The organism is Actinoplanes sp. NPDC051388 (genome assembly GCF_055586225.1).
This window is the reverse complement of sequence record NZ_JBVJIP010000030.1, coordinates 43,767-64,221: the sequence shown is the minus strand read 5'-3', so window position 1 is coordinate 64,221 and position 20,455 is coordinate 43,767. Positions and strand designations below refer to the sequence as shown.

Here is a 20,455-nt window from a genome sequence, read left to right as displayed (position 1 = left end):
CTAACCCCCGATCCGTTGCACGGCACGCCGCAGCGTGCGGCGGGTGAGCTCGCCGGCCAGATGACGCTTGTAGTCCGCGCTGCCGCGCTGGTCCGTGGCCGGGTCGCAACTGTCCCGGGCGATCGCGGCCGCCCGGTCGTACAGGTCCTCGGACGGTGGCTCGCCGGTGATCGCGGCGGAGATGGCCGGGATGCCGGTGGTGTTCGGCCCGACCGCGGCCAGGCCGACCCGGGCGTCCGCCACGGTGCCGTCCGCGTTCAGCCAGACCGCGGCGCCGGCCGAGGTGACCGCCCAGTCCCCGGCCCGGCGCTCCACCTTCTCGTACGCGCTGCCGCCGTTCGGCCGGATCGGGAGCCGCACCTCGAGCAGCATCTCGCCGTCGCCGACCGCCGTCTCGTAGGGTCCGCGGTGGAAGTCCTCCATGGTCACCGTGCGGGTGCCGCCCGGACCGCGGATCACGCAGCTCGCGCCCAGCGTGGTGCAGACCGCGGACAGGTCCTCGGAGGGGTCGGCCTGGCAGAGCGAGCCGCCGAGCGTGCCCCGGTTGCGCACCACCGGGTCGGCGATCACCTTCTCGGCGTCGCGGAAGATCGGGAAGACGGCGGCCAGCTCATCGGATTCGAGCAGCTCACGGTGCCGGGTCATGGCGCCGATCCGCACCTGCTGGGCCTCGACCTCGATGTGGCCGAGCTCGTCGTGCAGGTCGTTGATGTCGATCAGATAGTCGAAGTTCGCCAGCCGCAGCTTCATCATCGGCAGCAGGCTGTGCCCGCCGGCCACGAGCCGGGCGGTGGGTCCGAGTCGCTCCATCAGCCCGATGGCCTGATCGACGCTGGTAGCGCGCTCATATTCGAACGGTCCGGGGACCTGCATGCGGCCACGCTCCTATGTGGGTGATCGACAGCAGTATGTGTCCCGCCCCACACACAATGTCAACAGCGACCTAAGCAAGTGCTTAACCAGGTCGGCCGCCGTTCAGCCGACGTACAGCTGGGTACGATTCTCGGGCGACCGGCGATGGGAGGTCACCGCGTGGATCCGTCCGGCCCGTCGGTCAGCGCGGAGGGGACGGCGTCGGTCGCCGCGGGAACCAATTCCGGCATCGTCTCCACCGGCGACGACGCGGTCAACATCCAGCTCGAGATCGGCGCCGTGCACGTCGGAGTCACGCCGGCCGCCCATTCCGCCTATCAGCAACTGGTCGATCGGTTGTCACCACGCTCGCTGGCCGGCCGCGGCCCCGAACTGGCCGAGCTCACCCGGTTCTGCACGGATCCCGCTTCCGGACCCTACGTGTGGTGGCGGGGACCGGCGTGGACCGGGAAATCGGCGTTGATGGCCTGGTTCGTCCAGCATCCGCCGAGCGGCGTCCGAGTGTTGTCCTTCTTCGTCACGGCGCGGTTCCCGGGGCAGGCTGATCGCCGCGGCTTCGCCGAGGTCCTCCTCGAGCAGCTGAGCGAACTGCTCGGCAGCCCGCTGCCGGCGAACCTCTCGGGCTCGACACGGGATGCGCACCTGCTTGAACTTCTCCACCGGGCGGCCGCGGCCGTGCGCGCGCGGAACGAGCGGCTGGTGCTCGTGGTCGACGGGCTGGACGAGGACCGCGGCGTGACGCCCGGAGCCGATGCGTACAGCATCGCCGCGCTGTTGCCGGCTGAGCCGCCCCACGGAATGCGGATCATCGTGTCCAGCCGGCCGGAGCCTCCGCTGCCCGCCGACCTGCCCGATGATCATCCGTTGCGTGCCGGCGACGTCCGGACGACACTTTCGCCCTCGCCGCACGCCCGCGCGGTCCGCGCCGACCTGGAGCGCGAGCTGCAGCGATTGCTCGACGGCTCCGAACTGGAGCAGGACCTCCTCGGCCTGGTGACCGTGGCCGGTGGCGGCTTGACCGAGTCGGACCTGACCGAACTCACCGGATCGGCTCGCTGGCGGGTGTCTCGGCAGCTCGAGGCCGTCTCCGGGCGGACCTTCGCCCGTTGGCCGAGCACCTGGCGCCCGGCGGCCGACGTCTTCCTGCTGGGTCACGAGGAGCTCCAGGCCAAGGCGGCGGAGTACCTCTCCGGCAGGGCATCCGAATACCGGCTCCGGATCAACGCGTGGGCCGACGGCTATCGGGAGCGCGGCTGGCCGGAGGACACACCGGAATACCTGCTCCGCACCTACTTCGAGATGCTGCTCGTGGCCGGCGACACCGACCGGGTGCTGACGAACGCGGCCGACGCTACCAGGCACGACAGGATGCTCGAGGTCAGTGGTGGCGACGGCACGGCCCTCGGTGAGGTCGGCGCGGCCCAACGCGCTCTGCTCCTGGCCGCGGACGTCGACCTGGCCCGGCTGGCCCGGCTCGCCGCGTACCGCGACCGGCTGCTTGCCCGCAACCGGCGCCTCTCCTGGGACCTTCCGGCGTTGTGGGCACTGCTCGGCGCGCCGCAGCGAGCCGAGGCGCTGCTCGGGTCGATCACCGAGCCCAAGTCGCACACCTTCGCCCTGATGGCGCTGGCCCGATCAGCCGCCGAGACCGGAACCCCGATCAGGCGCGGGCCTATGCGGAACGGGCCGTCGCGTCCACCGGATGGATCGGGAACGCCACCGAGGGTGACCAGCTGCGTTCGTTGATCGTCGAGCTGATGGGCCAGATCGGTATTCCCGAGAGAGCTGAGGAACTGGCTCGTTCCATCGAGGATCCGAACGCACGAAGCGTCGCCATGACCCTGGTCAGTGAGTTCACGGCGGACGCCGGCGACCGGCTGCGAGCCGAACAGCAGGCGTGGTCGATACCGCGCGAACCGCAGCGTTCCCGGACACTGGCCGAGATCACCGAAATGCAGGCCGATGCCGAAGAGCTCGACGCGGCCGTCGCCCTCGCCGGCCGAATTTCAGACCCCTATTGGCGCGCGAGGGCTTTCACCACGCTCGCCGCCGGAAGCCAGGCAGGTGACCGGGCTTCGGAGCTGCTGCTCGCCGGCGAGCAGGCCGCCGGCGACATCGAGGACGGCGCGGCACGGGCGGAGGCCTATGCCTGGCTCGCCGCCGTCACCGACGACCCGGTGCGACGAGCGGCTTTTCTCGACCGGGCCGACGAGGCAGTGCCGGGCACTGAATGGTGCGAGGTTGACGAACGGACTCGGGTGCTCACGGAGATGACCTGGGCCGCCGTCGCGTCCAACGACCTGGAACGAGCCGAGGCGCTGGTGAACGCCATCGACGAGGACGAGCAGGACGCGGCACGCCTGGCCGTCGTCGAGATGCTCGATCCCACGGAGGATGCCGCACTGATCGCGTCCTGGATCGCCCGCATGCCCGACGGCATGGAACGCGGATGGGCGCAGCGCCACCTGGCCGCGGCGATCGCTGAAGGCGGGGACCATACCGGCGCCGACCTCGATGCCGCGGCTGCCGTGATCAACTCTGCTGAGCCCGAATTCGAGCGGGTGAACGACCTGATCAAGCTGGCTCGTCTGGCCGTCGACATCGGCGAATCCGATCGAGCCCGGGAATTCGCCCGGGCCGCGGAGCGGCACGCCCGCCGCACCGTCCGGACCCGCGAAGACATGGCGGACGACATCGCGCTGGCCGAGGCACTGGCCCGGGCCGGCCGTCCCGCCGCGGCGACGACCACGGCGATGGCATTCGAGAGTTCCCACGACCGCGATGAAACGCTGTGGAAACTGTTCACGATCGCGGCGGATGCAAAAGATCTCGACCAGGCCGAAGCCGCCGCACGCGCGGTCTCCGGTGCTGAGCGCCGATGCGCAATGCTGGCGAATCTGGGCGCACTGGCGCTGACGGCCGGCCGCACAGAGCGGGCGCGGGCACTGTTCGACGAGGCCTGGCCCGGCATCCGCGCCGCGGTCGACACGAGCGGCTCACTGATGTGGCCGGCGGCCGTGGTGGAGATGACCGCCCGGATGGGTGACATCGACGTCGCTACCGACCGGACGCTTTCGATCACCGCCGGCCAGGCCCGCGACGGGGCGCTGTACGAGCTGATCAAGATGCGGTTGCGGCGCGGCGAGATCGGACAGGCACTCGACCTCTATCCGCTGGTCGGACGCGACGCGGCGTGGCGGGCGACGGCACAGGAGATGCTGGTCGATGCGATCGCCCCGATCGACCCGGTCCGGGCCCGTGAGTTCGCCGACGGCATCGAGCCGGAGTGGAGGCGGGCGGTCGCGCTCGGCACGGTGGCATCGCACTCCCCGGATCCGGCAGATCTTGTCGAGACCGCGATCAGCACAGCCGACTCGGCCGAGATGCCTATCTTCCGGGCAGAGGCTCTCATCTCCCTCTGCGCGCAGCTTCCGGAGCGGGCCGCTGACCTGCTGGAGTCAGTGGAGAACATCTTCCGCACCGACACTGATGAAGTCGGCTCCTGGATGTCGCGCCTGTGTGTCCAGGCGGCGCAACTCGGCTTCGGTGACCGCGCGGCGGCCTGGATCAGACAGTTCGTCCCGCCTTACAAAGCTTCCGAGGCGTGGCTCGATCTCCTTCGGGAGATGCACCGGACCGTCGACGTCGAGACCCTCAACGAGTGGATCGACGAGGGCGTCGCAGCGATCGAAAAGATCACCGATACACCCCCGCCCGGGAAGGATTCGCTCGAGCTCCACCTGCACTACCGGCGGTCACGAACCATGTCGGGTCTGGCCCAGGCCGCCGCCGTGGCCGGTCGGCTGGATCTGGCCGAAACGCTGGCCGCGCGAGTGCTGGACGCGGAACCCCAATGCGACGCGCTGACCAGGATCGCGCGAGCCGCGCTCCCGCAGGACCTGAACCGGGCGATCGCGGTGGCCGGGCGGATCACCGACCCTAAGCTTCGCGCCGCCGCCTTCTGCCGGCTTGCCCAGCAGGCCCGGCCGGCCGACGCACCTCGATTGCTCGGCCACGCGTTCCTGGACGAGTGGAGAGCGCCCCTCCAGATTCTGGCCGGGCTGGACCCCGCGGCCGCCCTGGCGTTCGTCGATGAGTTCCGCGGAGCCGGCTCGCAATAGGCGCACGCTGCGGCGGCGCGCCGTCACGGAATCTCGTCGGGGTCGATGCCTTCCGTTTTTGTCATCTGCGCGTAACACTTGGACCCATGGAATTTGCATCACGGGTGCAACATTTCGGGACCGACGCGGCGGAGATCATCGACCTGGTCAGCGGGGGTCCGGGGCGGGTCCTGGTGCTGTCCGGGGCGGTCGGCAGCGGGCGCACCACGCTGCTGCGGTCGGCGGCCGGGGCGGCCACCGGGCACGTCGTGCGGTTCGTGCCGGGCGACCCGGAGGAGACCGCGATCGAGTACGCCGGACTCCAGCGCATCGTCGGCCCCGACCTCGCGCACGCCGCGACCCTGCCGCGGTGGCAGCACGACGCCCTCGGCCAGGCGATCGAGGGCATGCCGGTGCACGCCGGCCGCCTCGCGCTCGGGCTGGCCACGCTGGGAGTCCTGCGCGCGGCCGGCCGGACGAGCCCGGTGCTCCTGCTGGTCGACGACGCCCACCTGCTCGACCGGCCGTCCTGGGAGGTGCTGGCGTTCGTCGCCCGCCGCCTCGACGGCGAGCCGATCACCCTGCTGGCCACGGTCGCGCCCGGGCACCCGGCCGGCGGCCTGCCGGTGCGGCGGCTGGCCCGCTGGGACGCCGCCACCGCACGCCAGCTGCTCGCCGCCCGCGCGCCGCAGGTGCCGGACGACGTCGGCGCCGCCCTCGCCGAGCTGGCCGGCGGCAACCCGGGCGCCCTCGCCGACCTGACCGCCGCGCTCACCCCGGAGCAGCGCCACGGCAACGTGCCGATGCCGGTCACCCTGCCCGCGCACAGTCCCGTGGCGACGGCGTTCCGGGCCGCGCTGGATGCCCTGCCCGCGGAGACCCGCCGCCTGGTGCTGGTCGCGTCCGCCGCCGACGATCTGCGCCCCTCCGACCTGCACGCCGCCGCGCTGGCCGCCGGGCTGAGCCTGGCCGCGCTGGCGCCCGCCGAGCACGCCGGGCTGATCTCCACCGCGGGGCCGCTGGTCACCTTCGGCGAGCCGGTCACCCGGGCGGTCGCCTATCACGACGCGGCGCTCGAGGACCGCCGCGAGGTGCACGACCTCCTCGCCCGTACGCTCGCCGCCGGAGGCCGCCGCCTGCCCGCGCTGATCCACCGCGCCGCCGCCACCCCCGGCCCCGACGAGGGGCTCTCCCGGGCCCTGATCGAGGCCGCGGCCGGCGCTGCCCCGCGCACCGCGGCCACCGCCCTGGAACACGCCGCACGCCTCACCGCCTGCCCGGACGCGGCCGGCGACGCCCTGCTCTCCGCCGCCCGGCAGGCCTGGACCGGCGGCCAGCGGCACCGGGCCGGGCTGCTGCTGCGCGGCTCGGGCAGCCCCGCACCGACCGGGGTGGGCGCCGTCCTGCTGGACGCCGAGATGCGGCTGCGCGACGGTTCGGCGGCGGTGGCCGGCGACGCGCTGCTGGCCCATGCGCGCCGGCTCGCCGGGCACGATGTCGGCGCCGCGGCCGAGGCGCTGGTGCTGGCCGGCGAGACCCGCTACCTGGCCGGCCGGCACGACGGCTATCAGGAGGTGGCCGCCGAGATGGCGGCGCTGCGCCGGGAGGACGCAACGCCCGCGCTGACCCTGGCGTTCTGCCACGTCGCCGGGCTGGCCGCGATGTTCCGGGGCGATCACGCCACCGCGTTCCCCGAGCTGCGCCGGGTGGTCGAGCTGGCCGACCGGGTGCCGCAACCGCTCGCGCTGATCCGGGCCGCGCACGCCGGGCTGCTGATCGGCGACGGTGGCCGGGCCGCCGAGCTGGCCTTCCGCGCGGTGGCGCTGGCCCGGGCGCGTGGCGAGGCCGCGCTGGTCCCGCAGGCGCTCGAGGTGGCCGCGTTTGCCGACCTGGCCGCCGGGCGCTACGAGGCGGCGACCACGTCCGGGCTGGACGGCGTCGCGCTGGCCCGGGCCTGCGGGCAGCCGCGGCTGGCGCAGAGCCTGCTCGGCACGCTGGCGGTGCTCGCCGCGCTGGCCGGCGACCGGGAGACCTGCCTGCTGCGGATCCGGGACGCCGCGATCCGGGACGGCGGCGGCGGCCCCGAGCAGGCCCGCGGACTGTGCGAGTGGGCGTTGGGCCTGCTCGACCTGGTGCAGGACCGGCCGCGGGCCACGGTGGACCGGCTGCGCGGGCTGTTCGCGGTGGAGGCCGGGCACGGCAACGTGGTGTTGCAGGTGGCCGCGCTGCCGCACCTGGCCGAGGCGGCGTGGCGGTGCGGCGAGACGGCGGCGCCGCAGAGCGAGACCGCCGAGCTGGTGTTCGCCGCGTTCGACAGCTGGGCCGCGGGCACCGGCAAGCCCGGCTGGATGGCGCTGCGCAAACGCTGCCTGGCCCTGCGCGCCACCGACGAGCACGAGGTCGAACAGCACTTCCGCGATGCGCTCGACCTGCACTCGATCGGCGACGCCGACTTCCCCCGCGCGCACACCGAGCTGCTCTTCGGCCGCGAGCTGCGCCGGCGCCGCCGCCCGGGCGCGGCTCGTGACCACCTGCGCAGCGCGCTGGACACGTTCAACCTGCTGGACGCCCGCCCGTGGGCCGAGCAGGCGGACGGCGAGCTGCGCGCGGCCGGCGAACACGTGGAACGGGCCGGCGCGGCCGGGCTCCCGCTGACCGCCCAGCAGGAGCGCATCGCCCGCCTGGTCGCCGACGGCGCGACCAACCGCGAGGTGGCGGCCCGGATGTACCTGAGCCCGCGCACGGTCGACCACCACCTGCGCAACGTCTTCATCCGCCTGGGCGTCCGCTCCCGCACCGAACTGGCCCGCCTGATGCCCTCGGCCTGACCCTCGCGAGCCCTTTGCTCTGCTCCCCCTGAGGAAGCGCTGCCTCTGCGGAAGCAGAGGGGCTCTGCGCCCTGAGGGGTCGCGCTTCCTCTGCGGAAGCAGAGGGGCTCTGCGCCTTGAGGGGTCGCGCTTCCTCTTAGGAAGCAGAGCAAGGGGGGCCGGGATCAGGCCGCCGGGCGGGAGGCGGCGCCGGCGAAGGCGGCTGAGCGGGCCAGGACGCCGATGTCCGGCTGGTCGGTGAAGAGGCCGTCGATCCCGGTACGCCAGAACAGCACCTGCTCGTCGATCGCCTTCCCATAGGCGGCAGGGTCGGTGCCCACGCGCAGCTGCGGCGGCAGGAACTGGTTCTCCGCGCGGAACGTGTAGGGCACCACGATCAGGCCGGCCGCATGCGCGTCGGTGACCAGCGAGCTCGGCGTGGTGGCGCCCGCGGGGATGATCTGCCCCTTCTCCGGGCCGATGCCGTCGATCCACCGGGACAGCTCGCGCAGCCCGGCCGGGGTCAGGTAGTCCGCGTAGGACCGCGGGTCGCCGAACGGCCCGCCGCTGCCGCCGGTCAGGAACGCCAGCGGCACCCGCAGGTGGTGCAACCGGCGCAGGTCGATCAGGTTGCGCGCCTCGAAGGATTGCACGATCACCCGGGCGCCGGCCCGGTCCAGGTCGCGAGCACGCAGCGCCCGCACCAGCCGCGGGGAGAGATCCAGACCCAGGCCGCTGAAGTAGGTCGGGTGTTTGGTCTCCGGGAACACGCCGATCTCCCGGCCGAGCTCGCGGGACAGCCTGGCGCGCAGGGCCAGCACCTCGTCGAAGGTCGGCACCTCGAACAGGCCGTCGTAGAGCGTGTTGCGCTGCCGCACGGCCGGGATGCGCTCGGTGGCGCGCAGCGTCTTGAGCTCGGCCAGGGTGAAGTCGTGGGTGAACCAGCCGGTCACCGCGACGCCGTCGAGCAGCACCGTGCGGCGGCGGCTCGCGAACTCCGGCCTGGACGCCACGTCCGTGGTGCCGCCGATCTCCGGCTCGTGCCGGGCGACCAGCACGCCGTCGCCGGTGGACACCAGGTCGGGCTCGATGTAGTCGGCACCCGTCCGCGCGGCCAGCTCGTAGGACGCGAGCGTGTGCTCGGGCCGGTAGCCGGACGCGCCGCGGTGGCCGACCACGATCCGGCGCCGCTCGGCGGCCCGCGCGGTCCCCGGAAAGGTCAAACCGGCGGCCACGGGTGCGGCGGCGGCGAGCGCGCCGAAGCGCAGCACCTGACGGCGATCGGCCACGGTTCCTCCACGGGCGAGGCCGGCGCCCATCGCCGTGCCTGTCCCGCCCGCGAGTCCAGGTGATCGACACGAATCGCGGGTTGATCCGACTTGAAGCGCGGGGAAACTTCTAGGCGCAGCCGACGCAGGTGCGCGCGAACGGCCGGATCTCCAGCCGCTCGGCGGGGATCGGCCGCCCGCACCTCTCGCACACGCCGTAGTCGCCGGACTCCACCCGGGCCAGCGCGAGGTCCACGTCGGCCAGTTGCCGGCGGGCCGCCTCGAGCACCGCGGTCAGCTGGGCCCGCTCGTACCCGATGGTGGATCCCTCGGGGTCGTGCTCGTCGTCCGCGTTGGACCCGCGCGACGCCTCGAAGAGCGCGTGCAGGTCGCGGTCGAGCGTGGCGATCTCGGCGAGCGCGGAAGCGCGCAGCCGCAGCAGGTGGTCGCGGGCGCTCACAGATGCAGCTCGGTCCAGTCGAGCAGGTGCGCGCCGCGGTCGCGGACGGCGGCCAGCAGGCCGAGCCGGGCCGCCCGCAGCGCCGGGTCGTCGGCCATCACCAGCACGTCCTCGAAGAACCGTTCGACCGCCGCGACCAGCGGGCCGGAGGTGGCGGTCAAGGAGACCAGGTCGTCGGCCGGCGGGGTCTGGTCGAGCGCGGCGAGCAGCGCCACCTCGGCCGGTTCCTTGAGCAGGGCGGGGTCGTCGCCGCCCGCGAATGCGGCCGGCACGATGCGGCGGGATCGGCTCAGGGCGGCCGCCACGGCACGGAAGGCCGGGTCGTCGACCAGGGTGCCGAGCTGGGCCAGGCAGTCGTCCACGATCGAGGGGCGGTCGGCGTGCACGAGCGAGGCGCGTACCCGATCGACGGGGTTGCCCTCTTCGATCAGCTGTTGCTCCAGGCGGCGGGACAGGAAGGCGGCGGCGTCGGCCACGACCGACTCCGGCACCGGGACGGGCTGCAGGTCGGCGGCCTCCCGCAGCGCCGACGACAGGCTCAGCCAGGACAGCGCCGGGTGGGCGCGGTGCACGACGAGCAGGCCCAGGGCGGCGCGGCGTACGGCGAACGGGTCGCTGCTGCCGGTCGGCAGCCCCACCGTGGCGGCCAGCCCGGCGACCAGGTCGAGCCGGTCGGCGAGCGACAGCAGCGCGCCGGGCAGCGACGCGGGCAGCGTGTCACCGGCCGATCGGGGCAGCTCGGCCTCGTAGACCGCCTGCGCGACCGCCCGCGACTCGCCGGCCCGCAGCAGGTAGTCCCGGGCCATCACGCCGGCCAGGCTGGTCAGCTCCATCACCATCTGCGAGCCGAGGTCCACCTTGACCAGCTCGGCGGCGCGCGCCAGCACCGGCGAGTCGTCCCAGCGCACGGCCAGCGCGCCGATCCGGGCCGCACGGTCGGCCATCGACCCCAGCTTGTCGGTGAAGGTGAGCCGGGCGAGGCGCGCCGTGAGATCGGGAAGCGACGTGGCGAGGTCGGCCCGGTAGAAGAACGCGGCGTCCTCATAACGGGCGCGCAGTACTGCCTCGTTGCCCGCGCGGACAGCCTCCACGTCCACCACACCGTTGGCCACCGCTACGAACATCGGCAGCAGCTCGCCCTTGGCCGAGCGCACCGGCAGATAACGCTGGTGCTTGCGCATCACCGTGGTGAGCACGTCGGCGGGCAGTGCCAGATAACTCTCGTCGAACGTGCCGAGCAGCGGGTTCGGCGCCTCCACCAGGTAGGTCAGCTGCTCCACCAGCCCGGAGAGATCGACCTGCCCGTCCGGATAGACGAGATCCTGCGCGCCGGTCACGATCAGCTCGGCGCGGTCCTCGGCGTCGGCCACGATGCCGCGCACCGCGATCTCCTCCATGAAGCTCTCCGCGGACGCGATCGTGACGACCGGCTCGGTCGCGTCGCGCAGCACCCGGGTCTGCCGTCCGGCCGCGAGGGTGGACACCGCGACCGGCACGACGTCGTCGCCGAGCAGCGCGAGCAGCCAGCGGATCGGGCGGCTGAACGACAGCGCCGGGTCGTTCCAGCGCATGTTCTTCGCCGACCGCAGCCCGGTCACCAGCTCGCCGAGCAGCTCGGCCAGCACGGCCGCCGAGGGCCGCCCGGTCTCGAACCGTTCCACGAAATAGGTGGTGTCGTCGGCCTGGAGGCCTTCCGACGAGACCCCTTGCGAGCGGGCGAAACCCTCCAGAGCGCGAGCCGGCGCGCCGAGCTTCGGTCCCTTCACCCGCACGGTGCGATCTGATTCCCTCGGCGCCACGTCGGAGACCAGCGCGATCAGCCGCCGGGGTGTGGCCGCCACGCGGATCTCGCCGTGGGTCAGCCGGGTGGCGCCGAGCAGCGTGGTCAGGCGCTCCCGCACGAACAGAGAGGCGGCGGCCGCCGCATCCGGGGGCATCTCCTCCGTACCGATCTCGAAGGCCAGCATCCGCGGCCGCGACCCTTCGATCGCCGGCCCGGCGAACGCCGCCGGCGGCGGAGAAGAGAGGCCGAGCGGATGGCCGAGCTCGTCGCGGCGGGCGATCCACAGCCGGGACACCTCGCCGGCCAGCCGCCGGATCCGGGCGAACTCGGCGGCCCGCTCGGCGGTCGAGACGGCGCCGCGGGCGTCCAGCACGTTGAACGCGTGCGAGCACTTGAGCACGAACGTGTGCGCCGGCACCGGCAGCCCGGCGTCGATCATCCGCTGCGCCTCGGCGACGTAGAGGTCGAGCAGCCGGCGGGTGGTCTCGATGTCGGCGTCGTCCAGGTAGTAACGGGACATCTCGTATTCGCCCTGGCCGAACACCTCGCCGTAGGACACGCCCCGGGCATAGACGATGTCCTTGAAGTGCCGCACGCCCTGCAACGCCATCAGGATCCGCTCGACGCCGTAGGTGATCTCCACCGACGGCGGGTCGAGTGGGAGGCCGCCGGCCTGCTGCATGTACGTGAACTGGGTGATCTCCAGCCCGTCCAGCCACACCTCCCAGCCCAGCCCCCACGCGCCCACCGCCGGCGCGGCCCAATTGTCCTCCACGAACCGCACGTCGTGCGCCGACACGTCGATGCCGAGCGCGGCGAGACTGCCCAGATAGAGCTCCTGCGCGTCGCCCGGCTCCGGCTTGAGGATCACCTGCACCTGGGTGTGCGTCTGGATGCGGTTGGGGTTCTCGCCGTACCGGGAGTCGTCCGGGCGCACCGACGGCTCCACGTACACCACGCGCCACGGCTCCGGACCCAGCACCCGCAGGAACGTCGCCGGGTTGAGGGTGCCGGCGCCGACCTCGGTGTTCATCGGCTGGACCGTCAGGCACCCCTGATCGGTCCAGTACGCGAGCAGCCGGGTGAGCGCGTCCTGCACGGTGAGCATGGGACCGAAGTCTAGGCAGCCCGCCGCGCGGGTACAGACAATATATGTCTGAGCTGCTCGTAGGGGATCTGTACCGGTTCCAGGACCTGCTCTCCGCCCAGGAGAGCGCGATCGTGGAACGGGTCCGCGCGTTCCTCGACGCCGAGGTCAAGCCGATCGCGAACGCCTGCTGGGAGCGCGCCGAGTTCCCGTTCCAGCTGATCAAGGGGTACGCGGACCTGGGCATCGCCGGCCGCACCCACTCCTCGTTGCTGAGCGGCTGGCTGGCCCTCGAAATGGCGCACGCCGACGCGTCCATGGCCACCTTCTTCGGCGTGCACAGCGGCCTGGCGATGGGCAGCATCACCACCTGCGGCTCGGCGGCTCAGCAGGAGCGGTGGCTCCCGGAGATGGCGTCCTTCCAGAAGATCGGCGCCTTTGCGCTGACCGAGCCCACCGGCGGCTCCGACGTGGCGGCCGGCCTGCGCACGACCGCCCGCCGCGACGGCGACACCTGGATCCTCGACGGTGCGAAGCGCTGGATCGGCAACGCCACCTTCGCCGACCTGATCGTGGTCTGGGCCCGCGACGTCGACGACAACCAGGTCAAGGGGTTCGTGGTGCCCGGCGACGCGCCGGGGTTCGAGGCCACGAAGATCGAGCGGAAGATCGCGCTGCGGACCGTGCAGAACGCGGACATCACGCTGACCGGCGTCCGGATCCCGGACGAGGACCGGCTGCAGAACGCGAACTCGTTCAAGGACACCGCGAAGATCCTGCGGCAGACCCGCAGCGGGGTGGCCTGGCAGGCGGTCGGGGTGATGCTGGCGGCGTACGAGATCGCGCTCGCCTATGCCAAGGAGCGCGAGCAGTTCGGCCGCCCGATCGGCAAGTTCCAGCTGGTCCAGGACCTGCTGGTGCGGATGGTCGGCAACGTGACCGGCGCGATGGGCATGTGCGTGCGGCTGGCCCAGTTGCAGGACAACGGCGAATATCGCGACGAGCACTCGGCGCTGGCCAAGGCCTATTGCACCACCCGGATGCGCGAGGTGGTCGGCTGGGCGCGTGAGCTGCTGGCCGGCAACGGCATCGTGCTCGACTACGACATCGGCCGGTTCGTCGCCGACTCCGAGGCCCTCTATTCCTACGAGGGCACCCGTGAGATCAACACGATGATCGTCGGCCGGGCCGTCACGGGTCTCTCGGCCTTCGTCTGAGGGTCCACCAGTTCGCGTCGCCGAGGGCCGCGACCAGGGCCGGCGCGAGCACCCCGCGGACCACGGTGGCGTCGATGATGATGCCCAGCGCCAGCGCGGTGGCCAGGATCTTCACGTCGGTGACGGGCACCGTGGACAGCGAGATGAAGGCCAGGAAGAGGATCAGCGCCGCGCTGGTCACCAGCCGGCCGGTGCGCGCGACGCCCAGCACGGTCGCCTCGTCGGTGCCGTGGCCGGCGTCGTGCTCCTCGCGGATGCGCGACAGCAGGAACACTTCGTAGTCCATGGAGAGCCCGAACAGGAACGCGAACACCGCCACCGGCACCCAGGTCGTGATCACGCCGGCCGCGGTCTGCCCGAACAACAGCTCGGTCCCGTGGCCGTCCTGCCAGATCCAGACCGTCATCCCGTACGCCGCGGCCAGCGAGATCACGTTGAGCACGAGCGCCTTGAGCGGCAGCACGACCGACCGCAGCGCCCGGGTCAGCAGCAGCACGGTGAGCACCACGATCAGCCCGATCACCCACCACGCGTTGCCGTACACCGCGCTGATGAAGTCGGCGTCCTGCGCGGGCACCCCGCCGACCCGCGCGCCGGCGCTCTCCGCCATCCGCCGCACCGCCGCCGCGGCGTCCCGGCCACTCTCGTCCGCGGTGTCCGCGACGGTCCACGCCTCGACCAGCGCCTGCTCGCCCACCCGCCACGACTCCGGCGCGATCACCGCCGCCACGCCGTCCACCTGCTGCACCGCGAGCAGCACAGCGTCCGGATCGGTCGTCAGGATCACGATCGGCGTGGACAGCCCGGCGCCCAGCCCGGCCTCGTCCACCGCCAGGATGGCCCGGCCGGCCGCGCCGCCGCCCGAGGCCAGCGACGCGTCGGACGGCTGGCCGAGCCGCAGCCCCAGCACCGGCAGCGCGAGCACCAGCAGGAAGGCGGCCGACACCGCCGCGGCGAGCCACCTGCGGCGCACCACGAACGTGCCGACGCGGCGCCACAGCCGGCTGTCCGGGTCCGACTTGCGGCGGTGCGGCCAGTCCAGGCGCGGGCCGGCCACCAGCAGCAGCGCGGGCAGCAGGGTGAGCGCGGCGGCCACGCTGACCACCGGGATCAGCAGTCCGGTGAAGCCGATGCTGCGCAGGAACGGCACCGGGAGCACGATCAGCGCCGCCAGGCTGACCGCCACGGTCACGCCGGAGAAGAACACCGACTCGCCGGCGGTGCGCAGGGATTCGCGTACCGCCTCGGTGTTGTCCAGGCCGTGCCCGCGCTCCTCGCGCCAGCGGGTGACGATCAGCAGCGCGTAGTCGATCGCCACGCCCAGCCCGATCAGCGCCAGCAGGAACTGCACGATGAACGAGACGTCGGTGATGCCGGTCAGCCCCCACACGATCAGGAACGTGGTGAGGATCGACGCGGCCGCGATCAGCAGTGGCATCAGCGCGAGCACCGAGCCGAAGACCAGCAGCAGCACGATCAGCGCGCCGCCGCCGCCGAAGATGGTCTCGGCCAGCACGTCGGCGCCGCCTCCGCCGCCCTCCTCCTCGGCCGCCAGCGCGTCCTTGCCGGTCACCGTCGCGCCCGCGTCGCGGGCGATCCGCTCGAGCACGGGCAGGGCCTGTGCGCCGGCGTCCGGCCCGGCGGCGGGCCGGGGATGGACCACGATCACTCCGGTACGCCCGGAGCGCAGCTCGCGATGCTGGTCGTAGTCGGACACCAGCGCCCCGGGCAGGGCGTTGCTCACCTGCTGCCGGAGCGCGGCGCCGGAGCCGTCCGCGGGGTCGGTCACCACGAGCAGCAGCGGCGGCGCGTGACCGCCCGCCCCGAAGGTCTCGACGATGTCCCGGTTGGTCTCGTAGCCCGGTTGCCCGGGCAGCCCGAAGTCGTAGCTGAGCGCGTCCACCGCCTTGGGCGCGGCATAGGCCCCGGCGGCCGCGAGCACGATCCAGGCGACCAGCACCCACCAGCGATGACGAATCACCAGCCCGGCGATCAGAGACACGCGCGCACCTCGGGGTTCGTCTCGTCGCGCCGGGCGGTCGCGCGGGCGGCGGCGAGCACGTCGTCCATCGCGATCGTGCGGCCCGCCTCGGCCGAGGTGATCGCCGCCTCGACCATCGCCAGGCTCAGGAGGTTGTCGTGCACCTCGCCGCTCGGCGGGACCGCGGTGCGCAACGCGGTGACGAAGGCGTGCAGCGCCGCCGCGATGCCCTCGGGCTTTTGGCTGGCGGGCATCTCCGCACCCGGCGGGGGAGAATCGCCGTCCCAGGTCGCCAGGCCCTTCTCGCCGCGGACCGTCCACTCGCCGTTCCACGAGGAGTCCCGCCCCGGCGAGCACCAGCTGCCGGTGTAGACGTAACGGGCGCCGCCGCGCATCTCGAACACCGCGGTCGCGTTCGCGTCGCCGGCGAACCAGCTCCAGGACGGGTTCCAGCTGTGGCAGGTGACCGCGACCGGGTCGTCGCCGAGCAGGTGCCGGACCGCGTCGAAGGCGTGGATCGCCATGTCGGTGAGCAGCGGGTGGGGCATCTGCTCGCGGAACCCGCCGAAGCGTGGCGCCCGGAAGAAGTCGGTGGTCACCGTGCCGATCCCGCCCAGCCCGGCGGTCAGCGCCCGCAGCGCCTCGAGCTGGCTGTTCCACCGCCTCGACTGGCTCACCATGAACAGCTGCCCGGTCACCTCGGACGCGGCGGCCAGCGACAGGGCCTGCGCCACCGTCTCGGCGAGCGGCTTCTCGCCGAGCACCGGCAGCCCGGCGAAGAGCGCGGCGGTGGTCAGCGGGTGGTGTGCGGCCGGCGGGGTCACGTTGATCAGGGCCTGCGCGCCGGTCTGCCGGGCCAGCGCCACCGCGTCCGGGCCGGCCGGGACCTCGGGACCGGCCACGTCCCGCGCGGCCGCGACATCCAGATCGGCGATGCCGGCCAGCTCGACCTCGTCCGACGCGGCCACCACGTCCAGCCACTGCCGGCCCATCGGACCCGCGCCGGCCACCACCACGCGCAGCGGCGTCACCCGTGCAGTCCCTGGTAGCGGCGGATCTCCGGGAAGACCCGCTCGGGGCGCTCGGTGCGGGCCCAGCGCACGCCGTTGGCGATCACCCGCCGGACGCCGGGGTGGTGGTAGGTCGGGTAGTCCTGGTCGCCGGGGCGGAAATAGAAGACCTTGCCGTAGCCGCGGCGCCAGGTGCAGCCGCTGCGGAACACCTCGCCGCCGCTGAACGTGCTCAGGAAGATCAGCTCGTCCGGGGCCGGGATGTCGAAGAACTCGCCGTACATCTCGTCGGCCTCGATCTCCAGGGGGTGCGGGACGCCCTCGGCGATCGGGTGGGTGGGGTCGACGGTCCAGATCAGCTCACGGTCGTCGGCGTTGCGCCAGCGCAGCCGGCAACTCGTACCCATCAGGGTTTGGAAGATCTTGGAGAAGTGCCCGGAATGCAGCACCACCAGCCCCATCCCGGACAGCACGTGCCGGTGCACCCGGGCGACCACGTCGTCGGCCACCTCGTCGTGCGCCTGGTGTCCCCACCAGGTCAGCACGTCGGTCGCGGCCAGCGCCTCCTCGGTCAGGCCGTGCTCCGGCTCGTCCAGCGTCGCGGTGCGGATCTCGGCGTCCGGGCCCAGGTGCTCGGCGATGCCCGCGGCGATCGTCTCGTGCATGCCGTCCGGATAGAGCTCGGCGACATGTTGCTCGCTGCGCTCGTGCCTGTACTCGCCCCACACCGTCACCCGGATCGTCACCGGGCGATCCTCTCATCTCGCCAGCCGGACCCCACCGCCGTGCCGCTTGGCGCGGTACATCGCGGCGTCCGCGCCGCGCAGCAGGTCGGCGACGTCGGTCGCGTAATCCGGGAACAGCGCGATGCCGATGCTCGCGCCCACCTCGATCCGCTCCCCGTCGATGTCGTAGGGCTCGCCGAGCCGCTCGTGGATCCGCTCGGCCACCGCGAACGCGCGCTCCTCGTCGGCGCCGCGGGTCAGCACCACCGCGAACTCGTCGCCGCCCAGCCGGGCCACCAGGTCGTGTTCGCGCAGCGCGCCCAGCAGCCGCTGCCCGACCTCCTGCAGCAGCAGGTCGCCGGCGTGGTGCCCGGCGGTGTCGTTGACCTGCTTGAAGCCGTTCAGATCGAGCAGCATCAGGGCCAGCGGGCCCGCGCTCGCGGCGGCCACCTGCAGCGCGAGCTCGGCGTTGTCCAGCAGGTGCGAGCGGTTCGGCAGACCGGTCAGCGCGTCGTGGAAGGCCTGCTTGGTGAGGGTCTCGACGTGCGCGGCCTCGGCCTGGCGCATCCGGGCGCTGTCCACGATCAGCGCGCCCTGGCCGGCCATCTGGCGGGCCAGCACCCGGTCGGTCGGGCTCCACTGCCGGGTACGCGTGCTGTCCCCGCACATCACCATGCCGATCGGCGTGTTTCCGGCGAACAGCGGCATCGCCACGTACGACCGCAGCCCGAGCGTCTGCACGAAGCCGCCGACACGGGCCGGGGTGGACGCGACGTCACCGATCATGATCGGGCCGCCGGCCGCCTCGGCCGACCGCCACACCGGCGAGTCCCGGGCCACCTTCCCGAGCAGGCTCGCGCAGAGCGCCGCGGACAGCTCCGGGTCGGCGGTGCCCACCGCGATCGCGTGCTCGATCAGGCCGTCCGGGCCGACCAGATTGAGGGCGGCGTGTTCGGTGCGGAACGCCTCGGCGACCGCGGCGGCGAGCATCCGGCCGGCCTCCTCGACGCTGGTCGCGACCGTGCCCTCCTCGAAGAGCCGGCGGATCACGTCGGTCGCGTGGGTCAGAAATTGGCGCCGCCGCTCGAAGTCCAGGGCGAGCAGTGTCGTGGCGACGTGCAGGGCGAGCGCGGAGACCACCTCGGGGCGCAGGTCCTCGAGGTTGCCGCCGCGCAGCACGAGCACGCCGACGGTCTGGCCGCCGACCCGCAGCCGCACGCCCATCCGATCCTCCTCGAGCAGCGGCCGGCCGCCCGCGGGGGAGCGGAACACCCGCCCGGCCAGGCGCAACCCGTCCGGATCGTGCCCGGTGCCGGCCAGCACGTTCAGCGTGCCGTCGTCCGGTTCGAGGCCGAAGACGGTGACCCGGCGCAGCCCGCCCGGGCTCAGATGACCGTGCACCACCTCGATCAACTGGGCCAGCGAGGGTGTGTCACGGGTCATGAAATCGATGAGATCGGCGAGCAGGGCCTCCTGCGGATTCCGGACATACGGGTGCTCCGCGCCCAGCGTGGCATGCGCGGGCCGGGCCGGACGTAGTTCGCTCCCCACGGTCACGGGTATCTCATCGGCAGGAACGGTGAACGCTTGAGTTTCCGCGGTCGGCTACGGTGTCGGGTGCCGCCGGGTCGGGTGTGCCGGTTCGATGCTGCCGGGAGAAGGGGACTGCAACGATGAAGGTGTGCGTCGTCGGGACGGGCTACGTGGGGCTCACCACGGGTGTCAGCCTGGCCTTCCTCGGGCACGAGGTGACCTGCGTCGACCTCGACGAGAACAAGGTCGAGATGCTGCGCGCCGGCCGGTCGCCGATCTACGAGCCGCACATGGAGTCCCTGCTCGCCGAGGCGTCCGAGCGGCTCACCTTCACCACGGACTATGCGCAGGGTGTGCCCGGCGCCGAGGTCGTCTTCATCGCCGTGCAGACCCCGTCGCTGCCGGATGGCAACCCTGACCTGCGCTTCCTCAGCTCGGCCGCGGAGAGCGTCGGCAAGCACGTGGGCGGCGAGTTCACCGTGGTGGTGAACAAGTCGACGGTGCCGATCGGCAGCAGCAACTGGGTCGACTCGATCCTGCGCGAGGCGTTCGAGCGCACCCACTCGCGCCGCTCGAAGGGCGAGTTCACGGTCGCGTCCAACCCGGAGTTCCTGCGCGAGGGCGTGGCCATCTTCGACTCGCTCTACCCGGACCGCATCGTGGTCGGCTCGGACAGCCCGCGCGGCCTCGAGGTGCTCAACCGCCTCTACCGCGCCGTGCTCAACCAGACCTTCACCCCGCCCACCTTCCTGCCCCGGCCGGGCGAGGTCGGCGCGGTGCCGATGGTCTCCACCGACCTGGCCTCGGCCGAGCTGATCAAATACGCGGCCAACGCGTTCCTGGCCACCAAGATCAGTTTCATCAACGAGGTGGGCCGGCTCGCCGGCAAGGTCGGCGCGGACGTCACCCAGGTGGCCCGCGGCATCGGCCTGGACGCCCGGATCGGCCCGCGCTTCCTCGAGCCCGGCGTCGGCTGGGGCGGCTCCTGCTTCGGCAAGGACACCGCCGCGCTGATCACCACCGCCGAGGAATACCACCACGACATGCCCATCGTGCGCGCCGCCCGCGAGGTGAACGCGCAGCAGCGCCTGGTCGTGGTCGACCGCCTGCTCGACGAGCTGCGCATCCTCAAGGGACGCAAGATCGGCGTGCTCGGGCTGGCGTTCAAGCCGGACACCGACGACCTGCGCGACTCGCCCTCGGTGGACATCGCCCGCCAGCTGGCGGCCCGCGGCGCCCGGGTGACGCTGCACGACCCGGTGGCGGGCGAGCGGTTCCGCCGCGAGCAGCCGGAGATGGCCGGGCAGCTGGCCGAGACCGTCGACGAGGTCTTCGACGACGCCGACGCGGTCATCCTGGTCACCAAGTGGGATCAGTACATGGATCTCGACTGGGGCAAGTTCGTCGGTCTCATGCGGACACCGGTGCTGCTCGACGGCCGGCACTGCCTCGAGGCCGGTCGCATGCAGCGTCTCGGCTTCAAATACCTGACCACGGCTGGATAGACCCTTCTCGTTTCGGTGCCTCGTCGCGCAGTTCGCGGCGGGGCACCTGTGCGTTCATAGAGGATCTTCGCTCGAAACCTTGACGTAACCTGATCGCTGTTGTTCA

At 72.6% G+C, this 20,455-nt stretch carries 13 protein-coding genes; 5 read left to right on the top strand and 8 right to left on the bottom strand.

Translation table 11 applies throughout. The features are described from left to right. The gene (locus tag ACZ6TI_RS45335; protein WP_465351504.1) at positions 1-873 is read right to left on the bottom strand and encodes an FAD binding domain-containing protein; all 873 of its coding nucleotides are present in this window, start codon (positions 871-873) and stop codon (positions 1-3) included. Positions 874-1,032: 159 nt separating this feature from the next. Between ACZ6TI_RS45335 and ACZ6TI_RS45330 the strand changes: the two genes are divergently transcribed. The 3 genes from ACZ6TI_RS45330 to ACZ6TI_RS45320 all read left to right on the top strand — a co-directional run bounded on the left by ACZ6TI_RS45330 (position 1,033) and on the right by ACZ6TI_RS45320 (position 7,801). After that, the gene (locus ACZ6TI_RS45330) at positions 1,033-2,619 is read left to right on the top strand and encodes a P-loop domain-containing protein (RefSeq protein ID WP_465351503.1); all 1,587 of its coding nucleotides are present in this window, start codon (positions 1,033-1,035) and stop codon (positions 2,617-2,619) included. Beyond that, complete coding sequence (locus ACZ6TI_RS45325) at positions 2,616-4,994, top strand: hypothetical protein (protein ID WP_465351502.1); 2,379 nt, start codon at positions 2,616-2,618, stop codon at positions 4,992-4,994. Before ACZ6TI_RS45330 ends, ACZ6TI_RS45325 begins: the two co-directional genes overlap by 4 nt. Before the next feature lie 86 nt (positions 4,995-5,080). Next, on the top strand, positions 5,081-7,801 hold the full coding sequence (locus ACZ6TI_RS45320; protein WP_465351501.1) for a helix-turn-helix transcriptional regulator: 2,721 nt from the start codon (positions 5,081-5,083) through the stop codon (positions 7,799-7,801). Positions 7,802-7,965: 164 nt separating this feature from the next. Here the strand turns inward: ACZ6TI_RS45320 and ACZ6TI_RS45315 are convergent, their stop codons facing one another. The 3 genes from ACZ6TI_RS45315 to ACZ6TI_RS45305 all read right to left on the bottom strand — a co-directional run bounded on the left by ACZ6TI_RS45315 (position 7,966) and on the right by ACZ6TI_RS45305 (position 12,399). Next, a complete protein-coding gene (locus tag ACZ6TI_RS45315; RefSeq protein ID WP_465351500.1) occupies positions 7,966-9,069 on the bottom strand; it encodes a glycerophosphodiester phosphodiesterase in 1,104 nt (367 codons plus the stop codon). Positions 9,070-9,178: 109 nt separating this feature from the next. Continuing rightward, entirely contained in the window at positions 9,179-9,508 is a 330-nt protein-coding gene (locus ACZ6TI_RS45310; RefSeq protein ID WP_465351499.1) for a TraR/DksA family transcriptional regulator, read from the bottom strand. Further along, positions 9,505-12,399, bottom strand: coding sequence for a glycine--tRNA ligase (locus ACZ6TI_RS45305; protein WP_465351498.1), 2,895 nt, complete (start codon positions 12,397-12,399; stop codon positions 9,505-9,507). The genes ACZ6TI_RS45310 and ACZ6TI_RS45305 overlap by 4 nt, the downstream gene beginning before the upstream one ends. A 44-nt stretch (positions 12,400-12,443) precedes the next feature. Between ACZ6TI_RS45305 and ACZ6TI_RS45300 the strand changes: the two genes are divergently transcribed. After that, complete coding sequence (locus tag ACZ6TI_RS45300; RefSeq protein ID WP_465351497.1) at positions 12,444-13,595, top strand: acyl-CoA dehydrogenase family protein; 1,152 nt, start codon at positions 12,444-12,446, stop codon at positions 13,593-13,595. Here the strand turns inward: ACZ6TI_RS45300 and ACZ6TI_RS45295 are convergent. From ACZ6TI_RS45295 to ACZ6TI_RS45280, 4 genes are read right to left on the bottom strand one after another with little or no spacing between them, the layout of a single operon-like run. Further along, positions 13,570-15,597: an MMPL family transporter gene (locus ACZ6TI_RS45295; protein WP_465351496.1), complete on the bottom strand. Its 2,028-nt coding sequence runs from the start codon at positions 15,595-15,597 to the stop codon at positions 13,570-13,572. The genes ACZ6TI_RS45300 and ACZ6TI_RS45295 overlap by 26 nt on opposite strands. Next, complete coding sequence (locus ACZ6TI_RS45290) at positions 15,588-16,607, bottom strand: Gfo/Idh/MocA family protein (RefSeq protein ID WP_465351495.1); 1,020 nt, start codon at positions 16,605-16,607, stop codon at positions 15,588-15,590. Before ACZ6TI_RS45290 ends, ACZ6TI_RS45295 begins: the two co-directional genes overlap by 10 nt. Continuing rightward, positions 16,604-17,332 (bottom strand): ThuA domain-containing protein, encoded by a 729-nt coding sequence (locus ACZ6TI_RS45285; protein WP_465351494.1) that lies wholly within the window; start codon positions 17,330-17,332, stop codon positions 16,604-16,606. The genes ACZ6TI_RS45290 and ACZ6TI_RS45285 overlap by 4 nt, the downstream gene beginning before the upstream one ends. Before the next feature lie 12 nt (positions 17,333-17,344). After that, positions 17,345-18,868, bottom strand: coding sequence for a diguanylate cyclase domain-containing protein (locus ACZ6TI_RS45280; protein ID WP_465351493.1), 1,524 nt, complete (start codon positions 18,866-18,868; stop codon positions 17,345-17,347). A gap of 116 nt (positions 18,869-18,984) precedes the next feature. Here ACZ6TI_RS45280 and ACZ6TI_RS45275 point away from each other — a divergent pair, with 116 nt between their 5' ends. Then, positions 18,985-20,349 carry a UDP-glucose dehydrogenase family protein gene (locus tag ACZ6TI_RS45275; RefSeq protein WP_465351492.1) on the top strand — a complete coding sequence of 455 codons (1,365 nt, stop codon included), beginning with the start codon at positions 18,985-18,987 and terminating at the stop codon, positions 20,347-20,349. Positions 20,350-20,455 lie beyond the last annotated feature (106 nt).